Origin of the sequence: Streptomyces sp. WZ-12, assembly GCF_028898845.1 — a bacterium.
Classification (GTDB): Bacteria; Actinomycetota; Actinomycetes; order Streptomycetales; family Streptomycetaceae; genus Streptomyces.
Window position 1 is genome coordinate 8,265,213 of the sequence record NZ_CP118574.1, and the last position, 23,997, is coordinate 8,289,209.

The 23,997-nt window shown below is 69.1% G+C and carries 25 protein-coding genes; 13 read left to right on the top strand and 12 right to left on the bottom strand.

The genetic code is table 11. The features are described 5' to 3' along the window. Positions 1-92: 92 nt before the first annotated feature. The gene (locus PV796_RS36250) at positions 93-329 is read right to left on the bottom strand and encodes a hypothetical protein (protein ID WP_274917991.1); all 237 of its coding nucleotides are present in this window, start codon (positions 327-329) and stop codon (positions 93-95) included. A gap of 597 nt (positions 330-926) precedes the next feature. Between PV796_RS36250 and PV796_RS36255 the strand changes: the two genes are divergently transcribed. Next, positions 927-1,796 (top strand): LLM class F420-dependent oxidoreductase, encoded by an 870-nt coding sequence (locus PV796_RS36255; protein ID WP_274917992.1) that lies wholly within the window; start codon positions 927-929, stop codon positions 1,794-1,796. Between the two features lie 157 nt (positions 1,797-1,953). Here PV796_RS36255 and PV796_RS36260 read toward each other — a convergent pair whose 3' ends face one another. After that, positions 1,954-2,937, bottom strand: a complete 984-nt coding sequence (locus PV796_RS36260) for an esterase/lipase family protein (protein ID WP_274917993.1) — start codon at positions 2,935-2,937, stop codon at positions 1,954-1,956. A gap of 455 nt (positions 2,938-3,392) precedes the next feature. On the opposite strand from PV796_RS36260, the gene PV796_RS36265 reads away from it, so the two are divergent. Beyond that, positions 3,393-3,821, top strand: coding sequence for a VOC family protein (locus PV796_RS36265; protein WP_274917994.1), 429 nt, complete (start codon positions 3,393-3,395; stop codon positions 3,819-3,821). A 110-nt stretch (positions 3,822-3,931) separates the two neighbouring features. On the opposite strand, the gene PV796_RS36270 is transcribed toward PV796_RS36265, so the two are convergent. Together PV796_RS36270 and PV796_RS36275 are read right to left on the bottom strand one after the other, a co-directional pair. Beyond that, positions 3,932-4,861: an NmrA family NAD(P)-binding protein gene (locus PV796_RS36270; RefSeq protein WP_274917995.1), complete on the bottom strand. Its 930-nt coding sequence runs from the start codon at positions 4,859-4,861 to the stop codon at positions 3,932-3,934. Beyond that, positions 4,858-5,682: a polysaccharide deacetylase family protein gene (locus PV796_RS36275; RefSeq protein WP_274917996.1), complete on the bottom strand. Its 825-nt coding sequence runs from the start codon at positions 5,680-5,682 to the stop codon at positions 4,858-4,860. The genes PV796_RS36270 and PV796_RS36275 overlap by 4 nt, the downstream gene beginning before the upstream one ends. 88 nt (positions 5,683-5,770) lie before the next feature. On the opposite strand from PV796_RS36275, the gene PV796_RS36280 reads away from it, so the two are divergent. Then, a complete protein-coding gene (locus tag PV796_RS36280; protein WP_274917997.1) occupies positions 5,771-6,130 on the top strand; it encodes a winged helix-turn-helix transcriptional regulator in 360 nt (119 codons plus the stop codon). 243 nt (positions 6,131-6,373) lie between these two features. Here the strand turns inward: PV796_RS36280 and PV796_RS36285 are convergent, their stop codons facing one another. Next, complete coding sequence (locus tag PV796_RS36285; protein ID WP_274917998.1) at positions 6,374-6,655, bottom strand: peptidylprolyl isomerase; 282 nt, start codon at positions 6,653-6,655, stop codon at positions 6,374-6,376. A 641-nt stretch (positions 6,656-7,296) separates the two neighbouring features. Between PV796_RS36285 and PV796_RS36290 the strand changes: the two genes are divergently transcribed. The 7 genes from PV796_RS36290 to PV796_RS36320 all read left to right on the top strand — a co-directional run bounded on the left by PV796_RS36290 (position 7,297) and on the right by PV796_RS36320 (position 12,922). Continuing rightward, positions 7,297-7,929 (top strand): carbonic anhydrase, encoded by a 633-nt coding sequence (locus PV796_RS36290; RefSeq protein WP_274917999.1) that lies wholly within the window; start codon positions 7,297-7,299, stop codon positions 7,927-7,929. A 321-nt stretch (positions 7,930-8,250) separates the two neighbouring features. Beyond that, on the top strand, positions 8,251-9,249 hold the full coding sequence (locus PV796_RS36295) for a beta-ketoacyl-ACP synthase III (RefSeq protein ID WP_274918000.1): 999 nt from the start codon (positions 8,251-8,253) through the stop codon (positions 9,247-9,249). A gap of 26 nt (positions 9,250-9,275) precedes the next feature. After that, positions 9,276-9,509, top strand: a complete 234-nt coding sequence (locus PV796_RS36300; protein ID WP_274918001.1) for an acyl carrier protein — start codon at positions 9,276-9,278, stop codon at positions 9,507-9,509. Between the two features lie 49 nt (positions 9,510-9,558). Beyond that, a complete protein-coding gene (locus tag PV796_RS36305; protein ID WP_274918002.1) occupies positions 9,559-10,446 on the top strand; it encodes an alpha/beta fold hydrolase in 888 nt (295 codons plus the stop codon). Between the two features lie 156 nt (positions 10,447-10,602). Next, positions 10,603-10,827 carry a hypothetical protein gene (locus PV796_RS36310; RefSeq protein ID WP_274919362.1) on the top strand — a complete coding sequence of 75 codons (225 nt, stop codon included), beginning with the start codon at positions 10,603-10,605 and terminating at the stop codon, positions 10,825-10,827. 8 nt (positions 10,828-10,835) lie between these two features. Then, complete coding sequence (locus PV796_RS36315; RefSeq protein ID WP_274919363.1) at positions 10,836-11,447, top strand: phosphoribosylanthranilate isomerase; 612 nt, start codon at positions 10,836-10,838, stop codon at positions 11,445-11,447. A gap of 200 nt (positions 11,448-11,647) precedes the next feature. Continuing rightward, positions 11,648-12,922 (top strand): FAD-dependent oxidoreductase, encoded by a 1,275-nt coding sequence (locus PV796_RS36320; protein ID WP_274918003.1) that lies wholly within the window; start codon positions 11,648-11,650, stop codon positions 12,920-12,922. Positions 12,923-13,073: 151 nt separating this feature from the next. Here the strand turns inward: PV796_RS36320 and PV796_RS36325 are convergent, their stop codons facing one another. After that, complete coding sequence (locus PV796_RS36325; RefSeq protein WP_274918004.1) at positions 13,074-13,739, bottom strand: response regulator; 666 nt, start codon at positions 13,737-13,739, stop codon at positions 13,074-13,076. A 69-nt stretch (positions 13,740-13,808) separates the two neighbouring features. After that, positions 13,809-14,999, bottom strand: a complete 1,191-nt coding sequence (locus PV796_RS36330) for a sensor histidine kinase (RefSeq protein WP_274918005.1) — start codon at positions 14,997-14,999, stop codon at positions 13,809-13,811. A 213-nt stretch (positions 15,000-15,212) separates the two neighbouring features. Between PV796_RS36330 and PV796_RS36335 the strand changes: the two genes are divergently transcribed. Beyond that, on the top strand, positions 15,213-15,647 hold the full coding sequence (locus PV796_RS36335; protein ID WP_274918006.1) for an ATP-binding protein: 435 nt from the start codon (positions 15,213-15,215) through the stop codon (positions 15,645-15,647). Between the two features lie 150 nt (positions 15,648-15,797). On the opposite strand, the gene PV796_RS36340 is transcribed toward PV796_RS36335, so the two are convergent. Continuing rightward, positions 15,798-15,977 (bottom strand): hypothetical protein, encoded by a 180-nt coding sequence (locus PV796_RS36340; protein ID WP_274918007.1) that lies wholly within the window; start codon positions 15,975-15,977, stop codon positions 15,798-15,800. 265 nt (positions 15,978-16,242) lie between these two features. Here PV796_RS36340 and PV796_RS36345 point away from each other — a divergent pair, with 265 nt between their 5' ends. Beyond that, positions 16,243-16,497 carry a hypothetical protein gene (locus tag PV796_RS36345; protein ID WP_274918008.1) on the top strand — a complete coding sequence of 85 codons (255 nt, stop codon included), beginning with the start codon at positions 16,243-16,245 and terminating at the stop codon, positions 16,495-16,497. 152 nt (positions 16,498-16,649) lie between these two features. On the opposite strand, the gene PV796_RS36350 is transcribed toward PV796_RS36345, so the two are convergent. Then, a complete protein-coding gene (locus tag PV796_RS36350) occupies positions 16,650-17,459 on the bottom strand; it encodes an MgtC/SapB family protein (protein ID WP_274918009.1) in 810 nt (269 codons plus the stop codon). An 86-nt stretch (positions 17,460-17,545) separates the two neighbouring features. Next, positions 17,546-20,284, bottom strand: a complete 2,739-nt coding sequence (mgtA, locus tag PV796_RS36355) for a magnesium-translocating P-type ATPase (protein WP_274918010.1) — start codon at positions 20,282-20,284, stop codon at positions 17,546-17,548. A gap of 734 nt (positions 20,285-21,018) precedes the next feature. Between mgtA and PV796_RS36360 the strand changes: the two genes are divergently transcribed. Beyond that, entirely contained in the window at positions 21,019-21,783 is a 765-nt protein-coding gene (locus tag PV796_RS36360; protein WP_274918011.1) for a response regulator transcription factor, read from the top strand. Positions 21,784-21,815: 32 nt separating this feature from the next. On the opposite strand, the gene PV796_RS36365 is transcribed toward PV796_RS36360, so the two are convergent. Together PV796_RS36365 and PV796_RS36370 are read right to left on the bottom strand one after the other, a co-directional pair. Beyond that, positions 21,816-22,529, bottom strand: coding sequence for a response regulator (locus tag PV796_RS36365; RefSeq protein WP_274918012.1), 714 nt, complete (start codon positions 22,527-22,529; stop codon positions 21,816-21,818). Positions 22,530-22,616: 87 nt separating this feature from the next. Further along, positions 22,617-23,882: an SPFH domain-containing protein gene (locus tag PV796_RS36370; protein ID WP_274918013.1), complete on the bottom strand. Its 1,266-nt coding sequence runs from the start codon at positions 23,880-23,882 to the stop codon at positions 22,617-22,619. Positions 23,883-23,997 lie beyond the last annotated feature (115 nt).

Below are 23,997 nucleotides of genomic sequence, written 5' to 3' on the forward strand. Positions count from 1 at the left end.
CAGGAGGCCGGGGAGGGGATGCGGACCCACCGCCGACGCCGTGACGGCGAAGGCGACGGCGGCGGGCCATGGTCATGCGCCGCAGCAGAGCGCTAGAGGCGGGCTCCGGCCGCGGTCAGGACGCGACCGAGGAGGTCGTCAGCCCCCTTGACGGTGTCAGCGGCTGCGCCGGCGACGTGGTCCACGACGTCATGGTGGACGTCGTCGGTCGCGTGAGTGGCCTTGTGGCCCGAGCCGGCCGGGGGCGGGGCGGCCTGGGCCGAGGCGGCAGGGAGGACGCATGCGGCCAGGATCGCCGCGGCCGTCACGACGCGGGCAAGAGAACGCATATCCGTGTTCATCTCCTTGAACTGGGTTACCGAGCAGTCGAGTTCGACCGCGCCCGGCCTAACTACCCTGACCGGGCACGCAGGCCCCTACGAGATGAGCACGACCTCGGAAGCCCAGTGCGCAGTGACACAAACCAAGCCACGGACCAACTTCCCCGGCACACCCACGACCTGGGAACATTCCCCGCCCCACCAGCGAGACCCCGGATACATCTGTCCATTCCCGCATCGCTCCCAGAGGCGAATTGCCGGGCCTAAACACATCCCACTCACCCCGCCGTGTACCTCCTTGACCCGGAGGGATCACCGGTGGCCTGGTGGAGCACATCGGCTGACGTCCGGCCCACGAAGACACCATGGGAAATGGCGGACGGGGCCAGCGCGGCCGGCGAGGGGCGCCTTGTCGGTTCGCCGCGCCGTCATGCCGGATCCGCTGTGATTCCGGCCGGCGCTGATCTCACGCGCTCGGACCGGCCGCCCGGGCGGGGCGGGGTCTCGCTCGTCCGGACGACATGCCTGGCGGCGCCCACGCGCGGCGCGCCACGGCACCCGAGTACGTCCGTGCCGCGCGCTTAAGGTGACGCCCGGAGGTGGAGCATGCGAGTGGGGTTGCACGCGCTGGGCATCGGTGCCGGTGCCCGTCCCGAGGTGATCCGTGCGGTGGCGACAGCCGCGGAGGCGCACGGCTTCGCGAGGCTGTGGTGCGGCGAGCACGTGGTGCTCGTGGACTCGCCCACCTCCCGCTATCCCTACTCCGCGGACGGTCGGATCGCCGTGCCCGCGGACGCGGACTGGCTGGACCCGCTGCTCGCCCTGACCTTCGCGGCGGCGGTCACCAGCCGGATCGAGCTCGCCACCGGCGTACTCCTGCTCCCCGAGCACAACCCGGTCCTGCTCGCCAAACAGGCCGCCACACTCGACGTGCTCTCCGGTGGGCGGTTCAGCCTCGGGGTCGGGGTGGGGTGGTCGGCCGAGGAATTCGCGGCGCTCGGTGTCCCCTTCGCCGGGCGGGGGCGGCGCACCGACGAGTACCTCGCCGCGATGCGCACCCTCTGGGCTGACGATCCGGCCTCCTTCACAGGGGAGTTCACCCACTTCGACGCGATCCGGGTCAATCCGAAGCCGCTGCGCGGCGGTCGGCTCCCGGTGGTGGTCGGCGGTAACAGCGACGCCGCCTTGCGCCGGGCGGCCAGGCTCGCCGACGGCTGGTACGGCTTCAACGTCCCGGCGGCCGACGTTCCGGCGCGCATCGCCGTTCTCGCCGACGAGTGTGCCCGCCACGGTCGTGCTTGTGACGAGCTCACGGTTGCCGTCGCGCCGAGCGACGGCACCCCGGACCACCTCGCCGCGTTCGGCGCGGCGGGTGTCACCGAACTCGTCGTCGTCGGCGCACCCCCGCCCGCTCCCGACGCGGCTGCCACTTGGGTCGCGCGACTCGCCCGGACCTGGATCCGCCCGGAGGAATAGTCAGGGCCGGCTCACCCGGGCCAACAACGGAACCCCAACAACCAAGGCCAGCCCCAAGGCGACACACGCGGGCCCCTCCAGTGGACCTTCGCGGCCACGGAGGGTGAGGCTTGTGCCTGATCGCCGACTCCGAGTGAGCGAGGGCAGCGCCTCCCGCTCACCGCAGGGCAGAAGCACACGTGGTCGCAGTGGCGTGTTCCGGGTCGAGGGCGTTGGCCGTCTCGTGCCAGGCGACCGGGTCGAGGAGGCCGAGGGGGGCGTGCAGGGAGAAGTCGAGCGGGCACAGTTCCTGGACCTCGATGTTGTGGACGTGGCGTCCGTGCAGGAACTGCGACCAATGGGGAGTGATGACCTCGTCGTACCGGGAGGCGATGACGGTGTAGTGGATGCCGGGGAGCGTGTCACCGCCGGCGTTGAGGTGCCGCAGCAGGGGCGAGCCGGCCTCCTGCTCGATCAGCCCCGGGGTCAGCCCGTGCAGAGTGTTCTTGACGGCGGGGGCGGCGTCCAGCAGCTTGGTCAGGCCGTGTTCGTCGGTACCGCGGTTGTCGGGGGCGATCCCGACCAGCGTGTGCACCTTGTGGCGGCCGCCGTAGTACTTCAGGTACACCCGCGGCATCATGCCGCCCTGCGAGTGCCCGACGATATCGACCTTCCGCGCCCCGGTCGCGGCCAGCACCCGGTGGACGTACGCGGCGAGTTGGCGGGCCGAGGCGTGGATCGGGCCGAGGCCGCCGACGAAGGGGAGAACGGGCAACTGGCCGTAGGTGGGGGAGAAGACGCAGTAGCCGCGCCGCACCAGGTACGGGGCGAGGCCGAGCCAGTTGTTGACGCCGTTGGCGAAGGTGCCGTGGACGAGGACGACCGGGCGGGGGTGCGCGTAGGAGGGCTCGCAGGAGAAGTCGTTCCAGCCACGGTTGGTGGCCGCCCACGGGGGGCGAGCTCGTTCGGCGGACGACCGGAGAAGGGGCGCCCCCAGGGGGTCGTGGAGCAGGGGAGCGGTGGGCGGGGAGAGGTGGGGAAGCCCGAAGGGCTTGCGCGGAGGGAGCGGCGACGTGTGGGCGGAGGCGGGTGGGGTGGTGAGGCCCACGGCCAGCGTGACCGCGGGGAGGACGGCGAGAAGGCGTGCCCAACGTTGCTTCATGCAGTGTTCCTTGCGGTGAGGGGACTCCCGGCAGGTCCGAGACCCGTTCGTCTGTTTTCCGGATCGCAAGGGCCAACACGGTGATCGATCGGGAGGTTACGGCCGGTAGGTGGACTGCAGTAGCGGCATGAAGCGTTTGGGGGCGTGCGGGGCGGGCCGGTGTTGTTGCCTCAGGTGTTCCTGGATGGTGTGGCGAGGCATCGATGCCTGGCGCTGAGGAGCATCGGTGAGGGTCCGAGAGCCATCCCGTAACTGACCCTTGACATCGGGGAGTTGGTCAGGACGGGAGCCCGGGGATGGCCAGTGGGCTCCCGCCGTCAGGGGCGCGTCGTTCTCGTGGACTGTCCGGTTTGCTCATATGGTGCCCACCGTGCCCCGGGGCCCGACGGGGTTGCGGGCGGTGCCCCTGGGAAAATCAGGGGCAGGGCCGCAAAACCCCTTGGTACGGTGCTCCGATGCCAGCGATCAAGAAGTTCCAAGTCACCTTTGACTGCGCGGAACCCGAACGTCTCGCTCGTTTCTGGTGCGAGGTGTTGGGATACGTCGTACCGCCGCCACCGGAGGGGTTTGCCACGTGGGAGGATTTCAGGAGTTCCCAGCCACCTGAGCAGCGGGATGCGTGGTTCGCCTGCACGGATCCCTCAGGTGTGGGCCCGCGACTGTACTTCCAGCGTGTCCCCGAGGGGAAGGCCGCGAAGAACCGGGTGCATCTCGATGTGCGGGTCGGCACCGGACTCGTGGGTGAAGAACGCCTCGCCGTACTTGAGGCCGAGTGCGCACGGCTGATCCCGCTCGGCGCGGTACACGTGCAAACGCTGTACGACGGCAACGATTCGTGCATCCCGATGCTGGACATCGAGGGCAACGAGTTCTGCATCGACTGAGCACAGGGGGCGGGAGCCGTCCCGTGAGGCCGAGGTTGTGCAGCGGGGCGATACCGGGCATGGCGCGGCGGATGCCGCAGCGGGCCGGGAGGCGGGGCAAGGCTCGGCGGTCAAGGCCCCCTCCACCCGGTGTGGCGCAGCCAGTCCTCGAAGGTCATCAAGTCGGGGTGCAGGCGCCGTAGGAGGGTGACGTCCCGGTCGTGGGCGTAGAGGTTTCGGTCGGCGAAGAACCGAAACATGGCGGCGTAGTCGTGGCCGAAGTCGGGTATGGCGGAGCGCAGTTCGGCGTGCGGCATCGGACTGTAGGTGCTCGGAACGCCGGTGACGTGCGTGAAGGTGGTGGCGAGCTGCTCGCCGGTGAGACTGTCGCCGATCACTGACAGGTCGCGGGCGCCCCAGGACTGCCAGTTGTCGAACATGTGGCCAGCGAACCAGGCGATGTCGTCGAGGGCGATGAGCGGGTAGTGAGCGGTGCCGAGGGGGAGCCTGAACCGCATGCCTCCGCGGCCGTCCGGTCGGGGCGCGAGGCGAGATCGCAGATTCTCGAAGTACGGGGCGGTGGTCAACACCGACACGTGGTGCGTGTACCAACCGTCGGTTTCCTGGCGGAGCATCTCCTCGGACCGCATCAGGTTGATGTGGGCGGCGACGGCGGCCTTGCTGTCGAAGTGCGGGACTGGGCGCCCGGTCAGGGACACCGCGCTGTCCAGCGAAGACCAGATGACCCGTGCCACGCCCGCCGCCCGAGCAGCGGCCAGCAGGTCCACACCTTGTTGGTACTCCCCCACGGCGCTGCCGGTCGCGAAGAAGTCGGTGTTGATGAAGGCACGTTCGACGTTCTCGAACAGGGTGTGGGTGATCGCCGGGTCGGAGCGGACGAGTTCCACGCGGTCGGGCGCCGTGGCAGCGAGGGCGGTGGCGTGGGCGGACCTCGGATCGCGGGTGGGGACGGTGATGGCGGCGTCGGTCGTGGTGAGCAGGTGTCGCACCACGTGGCTGCCCATCACCCCGGTGCCGCCGACGACGAGAGTGCGGGTCATGGCTTCCTTCCCTGATGCGTGAGGACGTGCTCGGCCATCTGCGCGTGGGTGGCGACCCAGATGTCGCCGGAGACGCGGAGACGGTCGAGGATCTGGGCGACCATGCCCGCCAGGAGCGGTCGGCCGCCGACGTGGGCGTGCAGGGTGAGGTGGAAGACGCCGGGGCCCGGCGCGGCCAGCAGTTGGTCCAGCAGCTCTCGGTGCAGCTCACGGTAGGCGTGCGGGCCCGCCATGGCGCTGCGGACGTCGGAATGGTCGCTGTGCATGAGGGAGACCAGCGGCCCGTGGGCGGTGTGCAGAATCCGCGGGAGATCGTGGTCGCTGTGGTCGCCGGTCCAGCGGTAGCCGGCCTCGGCGAGCAGGTCGGAGGTGTGCTTCGAGCCGGTGGCGCGTGGGCTCATCCACCCCCTCGGGTGGACGCCGGAGACCTGGTGGAGGACGTCGGTGCAGCGGCGGATGTTGTCCCGCTCGGCTTCGACGTCGAGCAGCGCGGGGACGACGTCCTGGGCCCAGGAGTGCGCGGCGATCTCATGCCCCGCCTCGTGGATCGCCTGCACGGTTTCGGGGTGCCGTTCGGCGACGAGGCCGTTGACACCGACGGTGGCAGGCAGGTCGCCGAGGACATCGAGCAGCCGCCAAATGCCGGTGGTGACACCGTAGTTCACCCATGATGCGCTGTGGGCGTCGTCTCCGCCAGGCAGTGGCCACGCCGCGGCCATCGGCGCATAGGCGGGCCAGTGCCCGGGGGACCACAACTCCAACGCGACCGTGACCAGCACGGCGACCTTCCGTCCGCCCGGCCAGTCGATCTCTGCGGCCATCACGTTCCCTCCCTCGGTGGCTTCCACTGGGGACGTTAGTGAGGCGCCGGGTACCTCCGGGTTCCTGGCGACGGGGTACCGTCGGGGGGTGGATACGTACCCCGGGAGCGTCTTCCTCGCCGACTGCCCCGCCCGGCTGGCGGTTGAGATCATCGCCGACAAGTGGGCTGTTGTCGTGCTCTACGCGTTGCGCCAGGAACCCCGCAGGCACGGCGAGTTGGTCGCCCTGATCGGTGGGGTCTCGCGAAAGGTGCTGACCCAGACGCTGCGGCGGTTGCAGGGATACGGACTGGTCGAACGGCACGCCGTGGGTGGTGGAAGGGTCGAGTACGTGCTGACCGACCTGGGCCGGACGCTGCTGCAACCGATCGCCATGTTGACCGAGTGGTCTCACGTGCACGGCGAGGCCGTGGCGGAGTTCCAGGAATCCCGGCAGAACTACCGGTAGTCCGCTGGCCAGTTGCCAGGCGGAGAGACGGCTCTTCGCGGTCTGCGCGTCATCGCCACGACGACCCGCTCGGGTCGCACTCCGAGGCTGCCGGTTCGGTTCCGGTCGGGGCACTTGCGGGGGAGCGAGGTTCGGGTCCGCACGTCGGGAGAGACCGACTTGGATGGCGGCATTCAGGTGCTGCGTAGTGGTTGCCGTCGGTGGACCGGGCTGCGCCACGAGGGCGCAGCCCGGAATGCTCCGTCAGTCCTGACGGCTGGTCACCTCAATGAGGTGGTAGCCGAACTGCGTCTGCACAGGCCCCTGAATGGTTCCGGTCGGCGCGGAAAAGACCACCGTGTCAAACTCCTTCACCATCTGTCCGGGACCAAAAGACCCGAGGTCACCACCCTGGCGACCCGAGGGGCAGGTGGAGTTGGCCTTGGCTACCTCTGCGAAATCTGCTCCTGCCTCGATCTGCGCCTTCAGCTCGTTCGCCTTGTCCTCGCTGGGGACCAAGATGTGACGTGCGGTTGCCTTAGCCATGTGTTACGCCCTTTCGAGTACGCATCCATGCTGCGACGGGATAGGCGCTTACGGGCCTTCGCGGGCAGCTTTCGTAAGCCAGGCTTGCAGCACATCTCACAGGCGGTCAAACCAGGGCCCCGTCACCACGCGATGCGGGCCGCTGCCCCCGCTTCCGGCACGTTGAAGAACGAGCTCGTCATTTCCCGCACGGCCGCAACCACTGCTCCTGCCACCCTGCGGTGGCGGCACCCAGCTCTCAACGGCGTGGTCAGCCACCTCCAACAGACGCGAACGTCGTCCAAGTCCCCTGCCTGAACGGGACATAGCTGGTGCGGGGAGTGGAAGGTGCCGCACCAACCTTCCCAGCGAACCGGGCCGGCTGAGGGATCCAGCAGGCTGGGGTCCCGGCCCAGATGCTCGCGTTGCCGCGCGAGCCGCCGTGTGGGCCGTCCGTAGCAACGTGACCTGCCACGTACTTGTGCCTGCCGCCTGGCCACTCGCACCACGGGCAACAATCGCCCTGGTCACGAGACTGGGACGCAGCGCAACGGCAGCGAAGGGAACGAACGATGGAAAGTGCGGGACGTCTGGGGCGTAGGGCGCTGCTTGCCGGTGGCGCCGTCGCTCTCGCGGGGTGCTCCTCGTTGCGGGAGACCCCGGTGGCGCTCAACGCCTCACCGGTGGCGACCCCGACCACACCGGACACGGCATTCGCGAGACTGATGGCAGGCAACAAGCGCTGGGTGAGTGGGGCCCTGCAACACCCCGACCGGGATCCGAACCGGCGTCAGTTCGTCGCCCAGAAGCAGAAGCCTTTCGGGGCGATCCTCGCGTGCATCGACTCCCGGGTGCCGCCGGAGCTGCTCTTCGATACCGGCCTGGGTGATCTCTACGTGATGCGCACGGGCGGGACGGCGGTCGGCTCCGTGGTCACAGGTTCCGCCGAGTACGGCCCCATGACCAGCGACACTCCGCTCCTCATGGTCCTCGGGCATCAGCGCTGCGGCGCCGTGAAGGCGGCGTACGACTCCCTCCATGACGGCAAACCGTTGCCCGGCAACCTGCAGTCGATCGTCAAGGCCCTGCAGCCGGCGTACGAACAGGCAGCGAAGGAAGGCGGCGCCGACCCGGCCGACGCCATGGCCCGTGCCCAGGTCAAGTTGACCGCCACCGATCTGCGCTCCAACAAGGACCTCGCCCCACTGGTGCGGAAGGGCGCCCTTGCCGTGGTGGGCGCCTACTACTCGCTCGACACCGGCAAGGTGGAAGTCCTGACGGGTTCCCCTTCCTGAACCGGTCGGCACGAGAGGGCCGTCGGCGTCCCGCCGGGTGTGACTCCGTGGCAGCCACGCTGCATGCCGGATCAGGGAAGAAACAGGGCCAGGCGGTATGCCTGGCTGGCCGCGTCGGGTGCGTCGCCGCGTCGTCGAGGTGTCCTCGGTGAGGCGCCGGCAACGCGTCGCGCACAACTCGCTGACGGTACCCGGATGGCCGGGCTATACCGCGCCTGCGCATGCCGTCGGCGCTAGCGTCGGTGGGAATCGACAGGCAACGGCGCGGGTGAGCGGCTGGGGGAGGGGCGGCGACCGAGCAGCGGAGGAGAGGTGAATGCCATGCGGGTCTCGGTACTCGCGGGCGTCGGCTCGCGACTGCCGCCGCGGAAGGTGGCCAACGAGGAGATCGCGGCGGAGATCGGCAAGCCCGCGGAGTGGATCTACCCGCGTTCGGGCATCCGCTCCCGACACGTGGTGGAAGCCGGCGTCACCACCGGCGACCTCGCTGTCGAAGCTGGCCGTGCGGCGCTGCGTTCGGCGGGGGTCGACATCGTGTCAGCGGTCGTGGTCGCCACCACGACACCGGACCGTGCCTGTCCTGCCACTGCACCAGCGGTGGCGTCGAGGTTGGGTCTCACGGGGTCGGCAGCCATGGATGTGCAGGCGGTGTGCGCGGGGTTCGTCTACGCGCTCGGTACCGCGCAGGGGTTGATCGCGGCCGGCACGGCGGACAGTGTGCTGGTGATCGGGGCGGACGTGATGTCGTCGTTGCGGAATCCGGCCGATGCCGGGGTCTTCCCGCTCTTCGGCGACGGAGCCGGTGCCATCGTGCTGCGGGCGGGAGAAGCTGAGGAGCCAGGCGCGCTGGGTCCCACGGTGCTCGGCGCCGACGACAGGGGCCGGGACCTGATCACTGTGCCTGGCGGCGGATGCGAGGAAGCCGTCGGTGCCTGCGCGGCGCCCTCCAACCGGTACCTGAAGATGCGCGGGCGCGAGGTGTTCCTGCGGGCCGTGGAGTGCATGGAGTCAGCCTCCCGCCAAGCCTTGGACGCGGTCGGTTGGAAGGTCGACGAGGTGGACCGCGTGGTGCCGCACCAGGCCAATGCGCGGATCACCGCGATGCTCGGGGAGCAGCTCGACATCGCGGCCGACCGGATCCTCACCAACATCGAGCACGTGGGCAACACCTCCGCGGCTTCCCTTCCCGTGCTGCTCGACCACGCCCACCAGGCAGGGGATCTCGCGCCGGGGCAGCGTGTCCTGCTGACCGCGTTCGGCGGGGGACTGGCCTGGGGCGCCACCACGCTCGTCTGGCCCCGCCTGGAGCGCCCTACCTGACCATCACCGAGACGCGAGGAGATGTCATGTACGACATCCTCACCTGCATTCTCACCGACAAGTTCAAGGTCAAGCCGGAACTGATCCGGCCCGACGCCTCGATGCGGACGCTGGGCCTGGACTCGCTGTTCATGCTCGAACTCTCCCTCATCCTGAAGAAGAACCACGGGATCGACGTGGAGCTCGACGATCTGCTTGCGGCAGGCACCCTGGAGGAACTCATGCAGGCGGCCGAACGGAAACGCCATGCCTCCTCCTGATGCAACTGCCGTTCCGGCTAACGGACTTCAGGCGGCCACGGAAGTTCAGGTGGTGGACTTCGCCTACCAGGGCTACCAGTACACCGCCCGAGTAAACCGGTGCCCCCAGGCACAGACCGAACCCCTGCTCATCATCGGTGGCGTACTCCAGAGCAAGGACACCTGGCGGCTGCACGAGATGGAGATCGGCACCTGGGCCACCACGGTGGTCATCGAAGCCCCCGGCTTCGGCGACGCCGACCCGCTCCCGGTCCACCACGGCCTCGACTTCCTCGCCACGGCGGTGCGGCACGCCCTGCACACCCTGTCCATGCCCTCGGTGAACGTACTCGGCCACTCCTACGGCTCGCTGATCGGCTACCAACTGGCCTGCGCCTACCCGGACCAAGTGGCACGGCTCGCACTGGCGGGACTGGGTGAGTCCGACCCTGAATTCCTGCGCGATCAAGTGGAGGAGATGGCCCGACTCCTTCAGGAAGGCGACTGGGACGCCATCGTTCACCGCGCGGTCGAAGCCATCACCCGCACCCCCGGCAACTCCCGCACCGGTGTGTCGGCGGCCCTCGACATCCTCGTCCGCCGCCAGTTCAACGCCATGCCGGTGCCCAAGGTGAAGCAGTACCTGGCCAACCTCGAACGCCTCCTGTACGCCGTCGAGCACCACGGTTCGTGGACGACAAGTCCGGTGTGCGGCAGTCGACTTACCGCCCCCACCCTGCTGTTCACCGGCGACGACGACACCATGGCGCCGGTAACAGACCTCCGTTCCTTCGCGGAGTCCTTCACCGACGCCCGCTTCACCACCCTCCGCGACAGCGGCCACCTCGCCCCGTTCGAACGCCGCAACGAGTGCATCGACCTGCTGCGCCGCTTCTTCACCGACGAGCTCTCACAAGCGCCGGAGTACTGCACCGCCATCGAACGCAGCGGACCCTGAAGCGGAGCCGGTTCATAGGCGCCCGCCGCGGATGCCTGCGGGGCCCGCGGGACCAAAGGCCCTGGCCGCCCGCGTCGTTCGGAGGCTTTGCTGGGACACCCGAAGCGCAACGCCTAGCTGAGATGGGGCACCGACATCGTGACGCGGCGGGATGAACTGACGACAGGCGCGGCCCTCGACGCTCAAGCGCGGCAGAAGACCAAGGCGCTGGACGTGGTGGTGGCCGAGTCGGGTGTGCGTGGGGCCGATGACGTGGCGTCGTACGCGGCGGCCGGGGCGGATGCGATCCTCGTCGGTGAGGCGGCGGTGACCGGTGACGACCCGGTGGAGACCGTGGCCGGGTTGGTTGTGGCGGGTCGTGGCGCACGGAAGGAGCGATAGGGGTGGCGATGGAGCCGTTGTTCGTCAAGATTTGTGGGCTGCGGACGGAGCGGGACGTGGCAGCGGCCGTGGAGGCGGGTGCCGACGCGGTCGGGTTCGTCTTCGCGGAGAGCCCGCGCCGCATCGAGGCCGAATTGGTCCGGGAGTTGGTGCGGGCGGTGCCGGAACACGTACTGACCGTAGGGGTGTTCCGGCGGCAGCCGCTTCAAGAGATACAGGCGTTGACGGCGGCGAGCGGCGTGCGGGCCGTACAACTGCACGGTGACGAGGGCCGTGAGTACTACGCCGCGCTCCGACAGCCGGGGCGCACCCTGGTCCGTGCGGTCGCCGCGAGGGACAGTCAGTGGAGTCACGGCAACGGGCTCGGTGAGGACCTACTGCTGCTCGACGCTCCGGCTCCCGGCGCGGGCGTGACGTGGGACTGGTCAGCCCCCGACTTCGCCGCGCCGGAGGGGCGTTGGCTGCTGGCGGGCGGGTTGACGGTGGAGAACGTGCCGGCGGCCGTAGCGGCGACAGGCGCGTGGGGGGTGGATGTCTCCAGCGGTGTGGAGCGCGAACGCGGCGTGAAGGACGCCGAGTTGATCGCCTCGTTCGTCCGGGCGGCGCGCGGCGAGGCGTGATCTGTTCCGCCGTATCCCTCCTCCTGGGAATAAGGAATACCGGGGAAGGGGCGCATGCGGCACCGCAGGACGTCTGCGCGGACTGGTGGGGCCGTCGCGAAAGTAGCCGCCCAGCACCGGGGAAATTGTGGCCGAAAGGAAGGTGCGAGCTCATACTTCCGGTACAGCAGTGGCCGGATGGGTTGGCATACGCTGCAAAAATGCACCGTTCCGAGGGAAAACAGCCCCAGGTCGACGAGGAATTCGACGTCGTGGTGGTGGGCGGAGGCTCCGCGGGCGTCGCCGCGGCCGTCGGCGCGGCACGCGCGGGCTGCCGTACCCGGCTGATCGAGAAGTACGGGTTCCTGGGCGGTGCGGCCACGGCCGCCTCGGTCTCGATCTACTGCGGCTTCTTCGACCAGCGGCGCCGCCGCGTGGTCGACGGCGTCGGCGGACGCGTGCTGCGCAGGCTGCGCGAGGCCGGTGGGTATCAAGAGGGCTCGTTCCCGTGGAGCGGCAACACCTTCGTGCTGCTGGACGTGGAGACCACCAAGGCCGCTCTGGACAGGGAGACCAGCGCCGCGGGCGTCGACGTCCGCTTGCACAGCACGGTCGTCGCCGCGCGGCGACAGGACGGACGGGCCCGCGAGATCGAGGTGAGCGACCCCGCCGGCCGGCACCGCATCGCCGCGCGGGCCTTCGTCGACGCCAGCGGCGACGGGGCGTTGTGCGCCCTGGCCGGTGCCGGGGTCCGGGTGACTCCCCTTGCAGAACGGCAAACCAGCACGCTCGTCTGCCGCTACGGCGGGGTGGTACCCGGCGCGGATCTCAGCCGCGAGGGTGTGCAAGCCGCCGTTGCCGCTCACAACTGTTGCTCCCCCGAGCCCCTGCCGCGCGAGAAGGGAGTGCTGGCCCGTCTCCCGGTCACCGGGGAAGTGCTCGGCCTCCTGGTAGACGAGCACGTCGACGCCCTCGACGCGGCCGCGCTCACCGGCGCGGAGGTCAGCGCCCGACGCCAGGCCCGGGCCTACCTCGATGCGTTCCGGACGCACCTGTCGGGCTGGGAGCACGCCTGCCTGCTGGGCACCGGGCCGCAGTTGGGCATCCGCGAGGGCCGACGGCTGCATGCCCGGGAGGAGGTGTGCGGTGCGGACGCGCTCGCCGCCCGCAAGCGCCCCCGTGAGTCCATCGCCCGCTGCGGCTGGCCCGTTGAGGTCCACTCGGGCCAGGGCGCCACCCGCTTCGTACCCATCGAGGGCAAGGGCTGGTACGACATCCCTTACGGTGCGATCTGCTCCGCGGACGTGGACAACCTGTGGGCCGCGGGCCGGTTGACGGGCTCCGACGCCGAGGCGTTCGCGTCTCTGCGCGTCATGGGTACGGCCTTCGCCACCGGCCACGCGGCAGGCGTCGCGGCCGCACTGTACGCGAGCGGCACCAGGCATGTGGTGCCCGCGGTACGGGCCGAACTGCTGCGCCAAGGGGCCTGTGTCTAGGGGGCGTTGGCCTTTTCCAGGCGGGGGCCACTGCGGGGGTGTCAGGTCGTGGCGGCCGGCTCGTAGGCGAGCGGTCCGTAGTCGCCGCGCGGAGCACCGGCGTCCCAGGCACCCTACGGCGAGTGCCTTGCGGTAGCTCTGGGCACGGGTGTCAGCGTTCGAGCCCAGCGCGGTAGGCCAGCCGTGCGGCCTGCACGCGGTTGTCGGCCCCCAGTTTGGTCAGCAGGCGACTCACCTGTCCTTTCACCGTGCCTTCGGCGAGGTGGAGGGCCTTGCCGATGTCGGCGTTGGACAGTCCTCGTCCCACCAACCGCAGGACCTGCAGCTCCCGTTCGGTGAGCGAGGAGAGTGCTTCCTCTTCGTGTGGGGTCAGTTGTGGCGACTGGCGGGCGAGTGCGTCCAGGACCCTGCCGGTGACGGCTGGGTCCAGGGTCGCCTTGCCTGCGGCCACGTCGCGGATCGCCCGGATCAGGTCGTTCGGCGGGGTGTCCTTGAGGAGGAAACCGCTGGCTCCTGCGCGCACCGCTTCGTCCACGTACTCGTCCTCCCCGAACGTGGTGAGGATGACCACGCGCGGGGGGTGCGGTAGTGCCGCCAGCTCCCGTGTGGCCTTGAGACCGTCCATTCCCGGCATGCGGATGTCGACCAGCGCGACATCGGGCGAGAAGCGGCGGGCGGCCTCGACGGCGCTGCGTCCGTCCCATACCTGGGCAACCACGTGGAGTTCCCCGCTGGATTCCAGTACGTCGCTCAGCCCACGCCGCACGATCTCACTGTCGTCGGCCACCAGGACCTGGATCATCCTTGTTGCGTTCATCGCCGAGTCTCCGTTTGTGATCGCACGGCGGGTGCTGCGCTGTGGGGATCTCGCGTTGTACGGCCCACGCTACGGCGTCCCACGGTTCTCACCCACGCGGGGCGCCCCGGGGTGCGGCGGGATGTGGGCGGCGACCTTGAAGCCGCCGTTTCCGTGGGGGCCGGCGGTGAGGGTGCCCCCGAGCAGGGTGGCACGCTCTGTGAGACCGATGAGGCCGTTGCCGCCGCTGGGGAGCCCTTCGCTGGCCACAGGCTGGGCGGGTGGACCGTTGACGACGCTGATGTGGACGCCGTCGAGCCTGCAGTCGATGGCGAGGGTGACGGTGGCTCCGGGGGCGTGCTTGGCGACGTTGGTGAGGGTTTCTTGGGCGATGCGGTAGATCGCGCGCTGGACGGGGGTCGGCAGGATCTCCGGGTACCCGTTCACCTCAAGCCTGGCGTCCTGGCCGCGGGAGGTGGCCCGTTCAACGAGCCTGTGGAGCTGTGAGACGTCGGGTTGCGGCGTGCGGGGGGCCTGTCGGCGATCGCGCCCGGGAGTGAGGATGCCGAGGGTGTCGCGCAGTTCCTCCAGCGCCTGGTGCCCCTCGTCGCGGATGTCCTCGGCGGCCCGGGCGACATCGGGTGCTGAACGGGCGGGCGGGCTGACTTGGAGGGCACTGGCTGTGAGCACGATGTTGCTGATCCGATGGGCCACGATGTCGTGCATCTCGCGGGCGATGCGGGCGCGCTCGTCCACCTGCGCGCGTTCCACCAGCAGGTGCTGCTCGCGTTCGAGCCCCTCGGCCTTTTCCTGGGCCTCTGCCGTGAGGTCGCGTCGGATGGCGACGGTCTGGCCGAGCACCAGCATCCCAAGGACCAGGGACAGGAAGTACACGGTCTCCCGCAGACTGCTGGACGGCCGGCCGGTGAGCAGGACGAGGAAGGCCGCGGCGCAGGCTGCCAGGGCGTACAGGGCCAGGGTGCGCACCCTGCGGTAGGCGGTGCCGACGGTGTACATCGCGACGGCCAAGGGCGTGGGGGTGAAGGCGACCACGAAGCCGATCATGATCACTACGGCCACCGGACCGGGCCATCGGCGTCGCCACCACAGGAGCGCGCTGACCAGTCCCGAGACGGTCGCGATGAGGGGTGTCGGGGCGTCGCCGAGCAGGCCGTTGGTGCCCTTGATCCAACTGTTCAGGACGCTGATGGTCACGACTGCGCCGACCAGGACCGCATCAGCCGTCCGGTGTGACCAGTGGGGACTTCTTTCCTGCGTCACCAAACCACCGTATAAGAATTCGGCGCACGGCCTTCGGCTGCCTGTCCAAACTGTGATCCCGCCACCGCACTAAAGCCGGACCGCGGCAGTCCTTTGGTTAGGCCCGACGACTTGCCAAAGACCGGGAATTGCCCCTGCTCGGCACGACCATGCTGGAAAGCCAGGAGGTCTCCAGGAGCCTCCCGCCCGCCTGCCCCGTCAGGAGTGTCCCTCGTGCCTGTCATTGGTTTCACCAGCACCCGAGCCACCGCCGTGGTGACCCGAGACACCCGTGCGGCCGCGGAGGCCCGGCGCCTTCTCGAAACCGTCTCCGGAGCGGGCACGGCGTCGACGGATACCGCGGCGCTACTGCTGTCCGAGGTGGTCTCCAACGCGGTCCGCCACGCGGAGGGTGCCACGATCAAGATGGTTGTGGTCGGCGATCAGGCCCGCGGGACCGTCACTTGCGCGGTGTTCGACTCCACGGCGGACATGGGCCGGGGCCCGCGCCGCGGTGACGCGCCGCTGGACGAACTGGAAACGGGCCGTGGCCTGGACATCCTGGACGCGCTGGCTGACAGGTGGGGAGTGACCATGGTCGGCGCTCACGGTAAGTGGGTCTGGTTCCGCGTCACCGTCCACGAACGGGTCCCGGCCCTCGCCGCCTGACCCGCATCCCTGCGGAACGCCCCGATTCTCGACGCGGTACGTCATGCCTGTACTGCCCTGACTGCCCTCTGCCCTGACTGCCCCGGAGGAAGAATGTACATGTTGTACGCATTCCGCCTCTTCAGGCAACTGCGCAACCTGCCCCTGGGCTCAGGGGATATTGCGGCTGGGTAGTTGCGGTGACGTCTCAGGAGCGATGTCGAGCGCGGTGAAGCGGGCGGACAGGTCGTCCACCCACAGTGACGGCGTCCGGCGGTCCGGCAGGGGGATGCCGGCCTCGCTGCGCCACAGTGCGTCGCTGAGGACGCTGCGCAGGCGCCAGGCCATCACCGCGCTCAGGAGCGAGCTGCCGTCCGGTGACCGGTGATCTGCTGGTAGTTCAGTCTCAGCAGCCGTGCACTGATACCGGACCGATACGCGGCAGCGGCGCCCCGGATGCACGACTGCGGCCGGCTTGAACAACCCATGGGCAACACGGTGGAGCGCGGTTTGGGGCAACCGATGCAGGACGGTGACATGGAGTTCGTCCTCAGAGCGGTCAACTGCAAGCGGTCAACTGCAACGGGGCGTTGGGGCAGCGGGACTTCGAGGCCGGATGGGAACAGTCCCGGAAGGACAAGCAGGAGTAACCGGCCACGCCTTCGAGACCAACACGGTCCTTCCCTGGGCGCAGCAGATGCAGCAGATGCAGCAGACGGTCGGCGGGTCGCTGAGCATCATCAAGGACGATGTCCACGTCTCGCTCCAGGACCTCGCGGCCCCGTCGAAGGACGCCGTCGCCTTCCTCACCGGCCGGAGCGGCCCGTTCGAGCGCTCCTACAACGGTAAGGCGGTTCCCGACGTGGAGTGAGGCGCGGACCTGCCCCGCATACGGCGCAGGTACCGGCGGCAGCCCCTGGCTCACCTCCGAGGACGCGATCAGCGGTGTCCTCGGAGGCCACCAGGCGGTGGTACCGACCCGGATGCCGCGCGGTCCAGCCGGCCGCAGGTCCGCGGCGCCGCTCATCGGCCGGTGAGGAGGTTGCGGACCCGTCGCCGGGGGCGGGGCCTGGCCGTGCGGTCGCCCTCGGTGTTGTCTGCGTCGTCGTGGGGTCCGTTGAGCACCGTCCAGCTCACGGCCGAGACCGCGGGCTCCAGGGAGAGTCGGCTGACGGCCTCTTCCAGGAGGCTGTCGTCGCGGCGGTCGGTGGTGAGTTCGGCCGTGACGATCACCTTGCCCGCCGTCTCGGCGTCCTCACTGCGGACGGAGCGGAGGAGGAAGCCGGGGCGGGTGACGGCTTGGACGACGAGGGTGCGGACGTGCGCTTCCTCGGGTTCGGTGCAGATCACTTCGAAGTGGTAGTCGGCGGCTACTTCGGCGCCGGCCCCGGCACGCGTTCCGCGATCCATTCCGCGTGCCAGCGGTCGCAGGAACACGTTGGCGCCGACGACGCCCACTGTGCCCAGGGCGGCGACGACGTACAGGCCGGTGCCGGCGAGGGCGCCGACGGCGGCGGAGCACCACAGGGTGGCGGCGGTGTTCAGGCCGCGCACGCTCAGCCCGTCGCGCATGATGACGCCGGCGCCGAGGAAGCCGATGCCGGAGACGATCTGTGCGGCCACCCGTGAGCCGTCGTAGCCGGTGGTGCTGGTGGCCGCCTGGAAGCCGTACTGGGAGAGGAGGACGAAGAGGGCGGATCCGCCGGCGACGAGCGCGTTGGTCCGCAGGCCCGCCATGCGGGCCCGCCACTGGCGCTCCAGGCCGATGACGGCGCCGAAGCCCAGACCGGCCGCGATGTTGGCCGCCATGTGCCATTCGTTGAGCACGGCCATGATCCACCCTCTTCGTCTCGTGTGCGTTTCTTGTGTGTGGTGTTGCGGGCGCTGCCGGTTGCTTCGCCCCGTGCTCTACCGGCCGGTCACAGCCAGCTGTTGAACCGGCGGATGTACCAGGTCTTCACGCCGTGGGTCAGCAGGCAGTACGCCAGCAAGGTCCCGACCAGCCACGGGAAGTAGCTCATCGGCAGCGCCTGCATGCCCAGCGTCGCGGCGAGCGGCGAGAACGGCAGCATGATGCCGACGGCCATGACCAGCGCGGTCATCAGCAGCACCGGCCAGGTGGCGCGGGACTGCACGAACGGGATCTTGCGGGTGCGCAGCATGTGCACGACCAGGGTCTGGGTCAGCAGGCCCTCGACGAACCAGCCGGACTGGAAGAGCGACTGGTGTACCTCGCTGTTGGCGCCGAAGACGTGCCACATCAGCAGGAAGGTGGTGATGTCGAAGACGGAGCTGGTCGGTCCCATGACGAGCATGAAGCGACCGATGCCCTTGGCGTCCCAGGTGCGCGGCTTGCGCAGGTACTCCTTGTCCATCCGGTCCCAGGGAGTGGCCAGTTGGGAGATGTCGTAGGCGAGGTTCTGTACGAGCAGTTGCATGGCCACCATCGGCTGGAAGGGGATGAAGGCGGAGGCGACCAGCACCGAGAAGACGTTCCCGAAGTTCGAGGAGGCCGTCATCTTGATGTACTTGATGGTGTTGCCGAAGGTCTGGCGTCCCTGGATCACGCCCTGTTCGAGGACGGTGAGGTCCTTCTCCAACAGGATGATGTCGGCGGACTCCTTGGCGATGTCGACGGCGGTGTCGACGGAGATGCCGACATCGGACTCGCGCAGGGCCGCGGCGTCGTTGATGCCGTCGCCGAGGAAGCCGACGGTGTGCCCCTCGGCCTGGAGGGCGCGCACGATGCGGGCCTTCTGCACCGGGTTGGTCTTGGCGAACACCGTGGTGTCCCGGACCAGTTGGCGCAGTTGGGCGTCGTCGAGGGCGTCGATCACCGAGCCGGTGATGACGTGGCCGACGTCGATGCCGACGTCCGCGCAGACGCGGGCGGCGACGAGTTCGTTGTCGCCGGTGACGACCTTGACGGTCACGCCGTTGTCGGACAGTGCGCGCAGTGCCTGGGCGGCGTCCTGCTTGGGCGGGTCGAGGAAGGCGAGGAAGCCGATCAGCGTCAGCTCGGACTCGTCCGCGACGGTGTAGGTCTGGCGCTCGGCGGCCATCGTGCGGGTGGCGACGGCCAGTACGCGCAGGCCCTGTCGGTTGTGGTCCTCGGCGGTGCGGGTGACGGTGCGACGCAGCTCGTCGGTGAGCTCGACCCGCTCGCCGCCGTCCGTCATGTGCGTGCACAGCGCGAGGACTTCCTCGACGGCTCCCTTGGTGATGACGACGTGCTCACCGGTTCCTGCCTGGCCGGTGAGGTCGTTGCGGCGCAGGACCACCGACATCCGACGGCGCGCGAAGTCGAAGGGGATCTCGTCGACCATCGTGAAGCGGGCGTCGACGACAACCTCCTCGGCTTCGAGCACCCGGTCGATGACGGCCTGGTCCATCAGGTTGCGCAGGCCGGTCTGGAAGTGGCTGTTGAGGTAGGCGTACTCCAGGACCTCCATGTCCTGTTGGCCGTGGACGTCCAGGTAGCGGTCGAGGACGATGCGGTCCTCGGTGAGCGTGCCGGTCTTGTCGGTGCACAGCACGTCCATGGCACCGAGGTTCTGGATGGCGTTGAGGCGCTTGACGACGACCTTGTGCTTGGCCATGGTGACGGCGCCGCGGGCGAGGTTGGTGGTGACGACCATCGGCAGCATCTCGGGGGTGAGCCCGACCGCGACGGCGAGCGAGAAGCTGAACGCCTCGACCCAGTCGCCCTTGGTGAACCCGTTGATCGCCAGGACGATGGGGACCATGACGAGCATGAAGCGGATCAGCAGGAAGCTGACCTTCTTCACACCGGTGTCGAAGCTGGTCTGCGGGCGCTCGCCGACGAGTGAGCCGGCCATCGAACCGAAGTAGGTGTCCGAGCCGGTGGCGACGACGATGCCGGTGGCGCTGCCGGAGGTGACCGAGGTGCCCATCAGACACAGGTTGTCGGCCTCGACCGGGTCGGTGGTGGTGTGCTGGCCGTTGTCGCGGGTGCGGGTGTCCGCCTTGGCGACGGGCAGCGACTCGCCGGACAGCGCGGCCTGGCTGACCATCAGGTCCTTGGCGGTCAGCAGTCGCAGGTCGGCGGGGACCAGGTCGCCGGCGGCCAGTCGCACGATGTCGCCGGGGACGACCTGTTCCATCGGTATCTCGACGGTGAGCGGCTCGGAGCCGTCGCCGGCGCGGCGCTGCACGGCCGTGGTGGTGGTGACCAGCGCCCGCAATGCGGCGGCCGAGCGGCCCGACCGGTACTCCTGCCAGAACCGCAGCACACCGCTGACCAGCACCATCGTGCCGAGGATGGCGATGCCCGGGTCGAAGGGCTCGTCGGCCGGAGCCTGCAGCCACTGCCAGGCCATGACGGCGTCGAGCGCGACCAGGACCAGGATGAAGGGGTTCCAGAACGCCTTGGCGAGCTGGACGAAGAAGCGCGGGGCGCGCTCCTGGGCGACGGCGTTGGCGCCGAAGCGCTCCAGGCGCTCGGTGGCCTCGTCCTGCCGCAGGCCGCGCGTGGTGGCGTCGGCGTCCTGCAGCACCTGCGCCGCAGGCATGGAGCTGAAGCCGGCCAGGCGCTCGCCGACGGCACGGGTGCGTGCCTCCAACTCGGCGGCCTTGCGGTCACGGCGGTTGCGGCCCGGCGGGGCCAGCTTGGTGGGGGTGAGGGTGGTGTTGGTCATGGCGGAACCTCTCTCCAGGCATGACGGCAGGGCGGAGCGGCACCAGGGCAGCACAGCCGGACCGTTGCACGGAAAGTCGAATGGAGAGGCGGGTGGGCCGAAAGTCCCGGAAATGCAGGACGAAAGTAAGGAAGCCCGGTCGCCTAAAGGAATGAGAAGGGCCCTACGAAACGCGCATCGTAAAAAGCCAGGCCGACAAACAAGGGGACGGCAAAAAAGGGGGAAATACGCGCGACAGCGCCAAGCGTCCAGGACGCCGGGGGGATCAGCTCAGAGAGTGATCAGCAGGAGGGCACGCTGAAGCGAGGACTTCCCTCGGGACTCCGACTGGTCATCCCGATCACCTCCTCGCTCGTACGGACAGCGCTGGTGCCGCACGGCGCTCACGCCGCGGAGTGCACAGAAAAACCGCGCAGAAGCGCGGTACTGCACGGCACCTTTCGCCGTTAAGCATGCCATAGGTTTGCGCAGCGTCAAGGCGGAAAGTTAACGGGAGGTAAATTTCCATTGCCGACGCTTTGTCGCTGGCTTGCCATCGCCGGATAAATCTGTGGCCAGGCTCCCCCGGGTGCGGTGGCAGGGGCTCAGGGGGCGCGCCACCTTGCTGATAGCTCTCGTGTCCCGCTAGCGAGGTCAAGCGCAAGGACCCCTCCCTGTCCGGTCTGTGCGCCGGTTAAGTCGGCTTTAAGAACCGAATGAGGCGCGGCTAAGTTCGGCCCAGTAAGACTCTTCGCATGAGCATCACCTTCGAGAATCACGTGTCTGCCGACAGCTCTGCCGGCAGGTTCACCCGCGGTGCTTCGGTCGTCGTCGTGGAGCGCGAGGCGGTCTTCCGGGCGGCGTTGCGGAACGTGCTGTCCCGGGAGTGTGGATTCGACGTCGTGGCCGAGACCGGCTCGGGCCAGGAAGCCGGTCAACTGATGCGTGCCCACTCCCCGCAGATCGTTCTGATGGAACTGGAGCTGGCGCGGGCCGCTGGACTCCACGCCCATCGCTGGGGCGGGACGCTGCCACGACCGCCGAAACTGGTGTTGTTCGGGACGGCGCCCGGTGCGGAGACCCTCGACGCGGCGCTTGAGGCAGGCGCGTTGGGGTTCGTCACCCGGACCCTGGACACCCGGCTCCTGGAGGCGGTGCTACGGCACGTACTCACCGGCGGCTGCGCGATCGGCGCAGACGTCTTCGACGGGCTGATGGGATCCGAGGACCAGCGGCCTGTTCCGCGATTCCTCGACCATCACCACAAGGTCGCGCTGTTGAACGAGAGCGAGCGCCGAGTCCTCCGGTTGCTGGGGCACGGGCTGGATAATTCCCGGATCGCGGCGGAGCTCCATCTCTCCCGGACGAGCGTCAAAACGTATGTGTCCCGGATCCTGGGGAAGCTGCATCTGGAGAACCGTACCCAGGCCGCCTTGGTCGCGAATGAGACGGGGTTGGTGGAGCAGGTGAGGATGTCTGGGCGGGCGGGGCCCGGTCAGGGTTCTGAACTGGCGTTGTGAGAGGGCGAGTTCGCCTGAGACGCCGTCGGTGTCTACGGCTCTGGCGCGGGAGGGGCTTGGAACGGGTCGCGGGGCTCTGAACGCTGCTGCCACTCGTCCGTGAAGTCGAGCTCGTTGGCGAGGACCGCCGCCTGAGTGCGGTTGTCGAGGTTCAACTTCTTCAACAGGCGGGAGACGTAGGTCTTGACGCTGGAGACCGAGAGGTAGAGCGCATCGGCGATCTGGGAATTGCTGAGTCCCGCTCCGAGCAGGCTCAGCACGCGGCGCTCGGACTCGGTGAGGAGGACAGGCAGTCCGTCTCGGCGGGCGTGGAGGCTCGTCGTGCCACTGGACGCCTTGTGCATGAGGAAGTCGAGCACCTCGCCGGAGACGACCTGACCGCCGTTCATGACGGCGTCCATCCCGGCACGCAGTTCCTCCGGGCGCAGATACTTCGTCAGGAACCCGTGCGCGCCGGCCTCCAAGGCGTCCACAGCGCGCTCGTCGACCGCGAAGGTGGTCATCACGATCACCTTGGGCGGCTCGGCCATGCGCATGAGCTGTCGGGTGGTCTCCACGCCGTCGATCCGGGGCATCCGCAGGTCCAACAACACCATCATTACCTCGTGTTCGCGGGCCATGGCGACCGCGTCGACGCCGTCCTCGGCCTCGGCCACCACCTCGTACTCCGGCATGGAGTTGACGAGGAAGCACAGGCCGGACCGGGCGATCGGCTGGTCGTCGACGATCATGACGCGCACGGTCATGCGGGCACCTTCTTCGGGCTGGAACAGATGAGGGAACTGAGGGGGGACGGAACCGGCAGGTGCCGGGTGGGTTGGGGCACGGCCTGGTCACTGGGGCTGCGTGGCGGCGTTCGCGGGGAGGACGGCCGAGGTGCGTGCGGCGTAGAAGGCCACCGTCAACTCCCGGACGAATGCCTTGCGTTCGTAGTCGTCCCACTCCACGCCGCCCTGCGTGGTGAGCTTGCGCGTGGTTGCCTCCACCGCCTGGGCGACCTCATCGAGGGTGCCCTCCCGGTGCTTGGCCTCCAACGCGCCGAGGCGGCGTTGGCGCATCACCTCGGCGACATGGGCGGCGTACTCCAACCTCACGACCTGCACGGAGTAGACCTCGATGCCGAGCGCACGGACTTCGGCGGCGAGCGCCTGGGTGAGTTCGCCGGCGAGGTGGTGACCGTTGCGGAGCGAGGGCTCCCGCCCGCCGAGGCTGTCGCAGGGCAGAGTGGAGAAGACCCGCGCGGCGACGGCCTCGAACTGCTCCTTCAGATACGCCTCGTGGTCGTCCACCGCGTAGAGGACGCGAGCGGTGTTGTGGATCTGCCAGATGACGAGCAGGACGGCGTCGAGCGGAGTGCCGTCGCGGTCGGCCACCTCGTCGAGCCGGCTGCGCCAGTGACGGATCCGGACGTCGACCACCCGTTGCAGCCGCAGCGGGTTCTGCCACCGCAGTCCGGTGTGGCGCAGGGTGGCCCGGTAACGGCCGTATGCGTGCGATACCACGGCGGTGCCGCTGCGCACGCGGATCAGGCCGGCCAGGCAGAGAATGGCCAGGATTCCGCACAGTGCGAGCAGCCCGACCGTCACCGGTCCCCAAGGCAGGGCTGACGGCTCGGGCGGCTCGCGCAACCGGTCGGCCATCGATGCCGGGAGTTGACCGGTCAGCCACAGCAGCACACTGCCCGCGCCGGCCAGGCAGAATCCGGCGGCGAGGACCGCGCACCAGCCGGGCAGGCTGACGGCGCGGCGCTCACGCAACTCGCAGTCGGCCTTGGGAGCGCGGGACTTGACCACCTGTGGTGACGAGGCCGACGAGGGCGGCAAGATCGCTCGGGAGCTTGGCGGTGCAGCCAATGCTCCGGTCGGATGCGAAACGGACGCGGCTTCGGCGGGCGCCTCTTGAGGCGCGAGGCGCTCCATCGGCTGGGTGCGGGGGGTCTTGGCCGTTTCCGCCTGGCTCTTGAGCCAGGCGTGCGACTCGCGGAACAGCTCGTTCATGGGCAGGCTGCCGGTGCCGGTGTACATGTTCGGCTTCCGCGCATGACCGACGTCGATACGTGGCCACCGTGCCTTGGGCTGCTCGTTGTTCAACTGGTCCATGCCTTTTGCTCTTTCCTTCACCCGTGGTGTCGGGCGGAGAACAGGTTCGTCCGGAGCGCCACGGCAACCGCCGCGAAACGATCACTATGTACGCCGAGTGCTCACACCGTGATCA

Bases quoted from the DNA above. Each gene is read 5' to 3' on its own strand.
- PV796_RS36250 (WP_274917991.1), bottom strand. From the start codon at position 329: ATGCGTTCTCTTGCCCGCGTCGTGACGGCCGCGGCGATCCTGGCCGCA.
- PV796_RS36255 (WP_274917992.1), top strand. From the start codon at position 927: ATGCGAGTGGGGTTGCACGCGCTGGGCATCGGTGCCGGTGCCCGTCCC.
- PV796_RS36260 (WP_274917993.1), bottom strand. From the start codon at position 2,937: ATGAAGCAACGTTGGGCACGCCTTCTCGCCGTCCTCCCCGCGGTCACG.
- PV796_RS36265 (WP_274917994.1), top strand. From the start codon at position 3,393: ATGCCAGCGATCAAGAAGTTCCAAGTCACCTTTGACTGCGCGGAACCC.
- PV796_RS36270 (WP_274917995.1), bottom strand. From the start codon at position 4,861: ATGACCCGCACTCTCGTCGTCGGCGGCACCGGGGTGATGGGCAGCCAC.
- PV796_RS36275 (WP_274917996.1), bottom strand. From the start codon at position 5,682: ATGGCCGCAGAGATCGACTGGCCGGGCGGACGGAAGGTCGCCGTGCTG.
- PV796_RS36285 (WP_274917998.1), bottom strand. From the start codon at position 6,655: ATGGCTAAGGCAACCGCACGTCACATCTTGGTCCCCAGCGAGGACAAG.
- PV796_RS36295 (WP_274918000.1), top strand. From the start codon at position 8,251: ATGCGGGTCTCGGTACTCGCGGGCGTCGGCTCGCGACTGCCGCCGCGG.
- PV796_RS36300 (WP_274918001.1), top strand. From the start codon at position 9,276: ATGTACGACATCCTCACCTGCATTCTCACCGACAAGTTCAAGGTCAAG.
- PV796_RS36315 (WP_274919363.1), top strand. From the start codon at position 10,836: ATGGAGCCGTTGTTCGTCAAGATTTGTGGGCTGCGGACGGAGCGGGAC.
- PV796_RS36320 (WP_274918003.1), top strand. From the start codon at position 11,648: ATGCACCGTTCCGAGGGAAAACAGCCCCAGGTCGACGAGGAATTCGAC.
- PV796_RS36325 (WP_274918004.1), bottom strand. From the start codon at position 13,739: ATGAACGCAACAAGGATGATCCAGGTCCTGGTGGCCGACGACAGTGAG.
- PV796_RS36345 (WP_274918008.1), top strand. From the start codon at position 16,243: ATGGGAACAGTCCCGGAAGGACAAGCAGGAGTAACCGGCCACGCCTTC.
- PV796_RS36350 (WP_274918009.1), bottom strand. From the start codon at position 17,459: ATGGCCGTGCTCAACGAATGGCACATGGCGGCCAACATCGCGGCCGGT.
- mgtA (WP_274918010.1), bottom strand. From the start codon at position 20,284: ATGACCAACACCACCCTCACCCCCACCAAGCTGGCCCCGCCGGGCCGC.
- PV796_RS36360 (WP_274918011.1), top strand. From the start codon at position 21,019: ATGAGCATCACCTTCGAGAATCACGTGTCTGCCGACAGCTCTGCCGGC.
- PV796_RS36365 (WP_274918012.1), bottom strand. From the start codon at position 22,529: ATGACCGTGCGCGTCATGATCGTCGACGACCAGCCGATCGCCCGGTCC.
- PV796_RS36370 (WP_274918013.1), bottom strand. From the start codon at position 23,882: ATGGACCAGTTGAACAACGAGCAGCCCAAGGCACGGTGGCCACGTATC.